This is a genomic window from Sphaerobacter sp. (assembly GCF_019683595.1).
Taxonomy (GTDB): domain Bacteria; phylum Chloroflexota; class Chloroflexia; order Thermomicrobiales; family Thermomicrobiaceae; genus Sphaerobacter.
This window is the reverse complement of the sequence record NZ_JADGHZ010000260.1, coordinates 1-3788: the sequence shown is the minus strand read 5'-3', so window position 1 is coordinate 3788 and position 3788 is coordinate 1. Positions and strand designations below refer to the sequence as shown.

Annotated in this window: 3 protein-coding genes; 2 read left to right on the top strand and 1 reads right to left on the bottom strand. The window is 68.9% G+C overall.

Features of this window, described 5'->3' with window-relative positions; translation table 11 throughout:
* On the bottom strand, positions 1 to 703 hold a 703-nt coding region (locus IRZ30_RS16275; RefSeq protein ID WP_294086660.1), incomplete at its 3' end, for an aromatic ring-hydroxylating dioxygenase subunit alpha.
* A gap of 322 nt (positions 704 to 1025) precedes the next feature.
* On the opposite strand from IRZ30_RS16275, the gene IRZ30_RS16270 reads away from it, so the two are divergent.
* The gene (locus tag IRZ30_RS16270) at positions 1026 to 2504 is read left to right on the top strand and encodes a GAF domain-containing sensor histidine kinase (RefSeq protein WP_294086658.1); all 1479 of its coding nucleotides are present in this window, start codon (positions 1026 to 1028) and stop codon (positions 2502 to 2504) included.
* Positions 2485 to 3135: a response regulator transcription factor gene (locus IRZ30_RS16265; RefSeq protein WP_294086656.1), complete on the top strand. Its 651-nt coding sequence runs from the start codon at positions 2485 to 2487 to the stop codon at positions 3133 to 3135. Before IRZ30_RS16270 ends, IRZ30_RS16265 begins: the two co-directional genes overlap by 20 nt.
* The last annotated feature ends 653 nt before the right edge of the window (positions 3136 to 3788 follow it).

Sequence of the window (3788 nt, the reverse complement as noted above, 5' to 3'; positions counted from 1 at the left end):
CCCCCACCCCCTGCTGGTAGGCCAGCCCCGCCTTGAAGCTGGGCACGGCCCGGCTCAGCTCAGGATGGGTCACCGCGCAGTGGTAGCACTCCATGAAGTTCTCCACCACCAGCTTCCAGTTGCAGGCCAGCGCATAGGTGATCGAGTGCCCCACCGCCAGCGTGTCCAGCCGGTAGCGGCCCACCGTCTCCAACTCCCCGAAGCGCCGCAGGATGGCGGGTTCCAACTGCTGGGCCAGCGGTGGCGGGTCCTCGGCCAGGTTGAGCCAGAGCAGCCCACCCCACGAATCACACGCCACGGGGAGCAGCCCGTGGGCGTCCCGGTCGAAGGCATCGACGTCGCGCAGGTTGGGGGCACCGAGCAGGCGACCATCCAGCCCGTAGCTCCAGGCGTGGTAGCGGCACTGGATGGCACCGGAAACATGCCCGCACGGCTCGGTGCACAGCCGTGCCCCGCGGTGGCGGCAAACGTTGAGGAAGGCACGCACCACCCCGTCGCGTCCGCGGACCACCAGCACGCTCTCGCCGGCCAGGTCGACCGTCAGGTAGTCACCCGGCTGGGGGAGGGCATCGGCTCGCCCGACGCAGACCCAGAGGCGGCCGTAGAGGCGCTCCTGCTCCTGGCGGTAGATGTCGGGGTCGTAGTAGTACCGGCCGGGCAACGTGGTCGCGAAGGGTGTCGCGGTCGAAGTCTCAGTGACCATCCGCCGCTCCTTTACGAGCCGGCCCGCCCCTGCACGGGTCCGCGGTGATCTCTCGCGCACCGCGGCACGCCGCCGGTGGCGGCACGGTTTCTGTTCCAATCGGATGTCTCGCATCCTAGCAGCGCCCAGAGCAGCGGTCAACGACTTCCGGAACGCGAACGTCCTCGCCCTGCACAGACGAGTAGCGCCCCTCTCCCAACGTTGGGAGAGGGGTTGGGGGTGAGGGCCGCTCACCAGGCGAGGCTCCGCCCGCCCCTTGCCTTTCGCATCGACTCGGCCTGCGGAAAATCCCTGGTAGAATCGTGGCAGGAGGGTCGCAGCGATGGATGGCGTATCCCGGCAGACGTGGTTGAGCATCGGCGGCAGTCCGGAGTTGCGCCGCCTCAAGTGGGTTGCGATCCTGGCGCCGGTCGTCTTCCTCGCCGCGCTGGAGGCGATGCGGCATTTCATCTATCCCAGCCTGTTCCACTCCTGGCCGGGTTACCTCCTGCTCGCCGGGATCGTCCTGATCGGCACCCTCTTCTTCGCCGAGGCAATCTTCAAGGTCATCGGCCGCATGCAGGCGAGCCTCGCCGAGCAGAACCAGGAGCTCCTGGCGCTCCATGAAGCCGGACTCGCCATCACCAGCCAGCTCGACTTGCAAACCGTGCTGCAGAAGGTGGTCGATGAGGCGCGGGAACTCGTCGGTGCCCGCTACGGCGCCCTCACGCTCCTGAGCGAGGATGGTTTGCCCGAAGCGTTCCTCACCTCCGGCCTCACCCCGGAGGAGCGCGCGCGCATCGGCCCGGAGCCGGTTGGCCACGGCATGCTCGGAATCGTCATGAGCGACGGCGTGGTGCTCCGCCTCCCCGACGTGAGCAAGGACCCACGCTCGGTCGGCTTCCCGCCGCACCACCCGGTGATGCGCTCACTGCTGGCGGTGCCGATCCGCTCGCACGGCCGCATCCTGGGCAGCCTCTACCTGACGGAGAAGGAGGGCGCGTCGGAGTTCGATGCCGCCGACCAGGCGCGGCTGGAGCGCTTCGCCACGCAGACCGCCCTGGCCATCGAGAACGCCCGGCTGCACCAGCGGGTACAGGCGCTGGCCATCGCCGAGGAGCGGGAGCGGATCGCCCGGGAAATGCATGACAGCCTGGCCCAGGTGCTCGGCTACGTCAATACCAAGGCCCAGGCGGCCCAGGAACTGCTGCGCAACGGCCAGCAGGAGCGGGCATCGGAGCAGATCGGCCAGCTCGCCCAGGCCGCGCGCGACGCCTACGCCGACGTGCGTGAGAACATTCTCGGCCTGCGGACCTCACTCGAGCGGGACCGCGGGTTCCTGGAAACCCTCCAGGACTACCTCCAGCGCTGGCAAGACCAGAGCGGCATCCCGGTCGAGTTCCGCACCACCCCAGCCGGAATCAAAGACCTCAGGCTCTCGCCGCTGGCGGAACTCCAACTGCTGCGTATCGTCCAGGAGGCTCTGGCCAATGTGCGGAAGCACTCCGGGGCCAGCCGCGCGACTGTCCACATCCACCGCTCCGCCGGCTGGATCGGGGCGACGGTCGAAGACAACGGCTCCGGCTTCGACCCGTCAACCATCGGCCGCAGCGCCTTCCCGCGCTTCGGCCTGGCCACCATGCGCGAACGGGCACAGGCGGTCGGTGGGACCCTGGAGATTCGGTCGGCGCCCGGGGAGGGAACGCGCGTCGCGGTACGGCTGCCCGTGGGAGCGGCCGTCGCTCCTCCGGATAGCCGGCCCGTCGAGTCCGTGAGCACGGCGGCGAGAGAGGGAGAGGTGGATGAGAGTCATCATCGCTGACGACCACGCCTTGTTCCGCGACGGCCTGCGCAGCCTGCTGGAGGCACGCGGCGTCGAGGTCGTGGCCGAGGCACGCAATGGCCGCGAAGCCGTCGAGCAGGCCCGTCGGCTCCGCCCGGACATTGTGCTCATGGACCTGACGATGCCAGTCATGGGCGGGCTGGAAGCGACCCGGCTCATCAGCGCCGAGTTGCCTGAGGTCAACGTCGTGGTTCTCACCGCCTCCGAGGATGACGCCGACCTGTTCGAAGCGGTCAAATCGGGCGCCGAGGGCTTCCTGCCCAAGAATCTGGAGGCCGAACAGTTCTTCGACCTGCTTCAGGGCGTCACCGAAGGTCAACCCGCCCTCACCCCCGGACTGGCGCGCAAGGTACTCAACGAGTTCGCCCGCCCGGCCGCGCCGCGCCCGGAACGCACCGCCGAGGAGCTGACCGAGCGCGAACGCGAGGTGCTGGAACTGCTCGTTCAGGGTGTGACCTCGAACAAGGAGCTCGCCGACCGCCTCTTCGTCAGCGAGAACACCGTGAAGTACCACCTCCGCAACATCCTCAACAAACTCCACCTCCAGAACCGCGCCCAGGTGATCGCCTACGCCCTCCGCCACGGCCTCGTCGAGCCGCCGGAGGAGTAGGGGATGCGGTGCCCCGTCCGGTGGCCTTCGGCAGGTTGATCCAGTGGTCGGCGGCTGCCAGCGGCCGGCCACGTGATGAAAGGATCCAGCGCGGTGGCAGGTGTCCGGGGGTGCTCCGGGCTGACAACGAAACGCAGGCCGAACCCCGCTAGGAGAAGCGGGCGCACGGCTCGGTGTTAGGTTCCCGCCTCCCGCCAGGTGCCCGGGGCGAAAGCCGCCGGGCTGATATCTTGGTAAGCCCACTGACGGGGCTGCGATGGCGACCGACCGGCGTATCCGATTTGGTCACCCACCGGACTCCGCGTCCCCAGCCCCTCCAGCGGGCTTCGCCGTGTCAGCCCGGCGACTCTAGCCCCGGGGCACGGACCACGGCGCGGGAATCGTTTCGCCACCCGTCTTGGATCCGGTCGACAGCCGCACGAGCCAGTGAGGCGGGCTGGAGACGGGGCGCCGGAATACCAGACTCTTCGCCCAGGCCCATCAGGATCGCGGGCGTCGGCCGGAGCTTTGTCCGTCCCTCAATGACACTGCCAGGTTGCCGCATCGCTCCCCTCTCCCAACCTTGGGAGAGGGGCCGGGAGTGAGGGCCATTTCCCCTCTCCCCTTGTGGGAGACGGGGTCAGGGGGTGAGGGGGACACCCGCGCCCCTGACC

Excerpts from the sequence above, each read along its gene's own strand:
- IRZ30_RS16270 (WP_294086658.1), top strand. The coding sequence starts at position 1,026 with ATGGATGGCGTATCCCGGCAGACGTGGTTGAGCATCGGCGGCAGTCCG.
- IRZ30_RS16265 (WP_294086656.1), top strand. The coding sequence starts at position 2,485 with ATGAGAGTCATCATCGCTGACGACCACGCCTTGTTCCGCGACGGCCTG.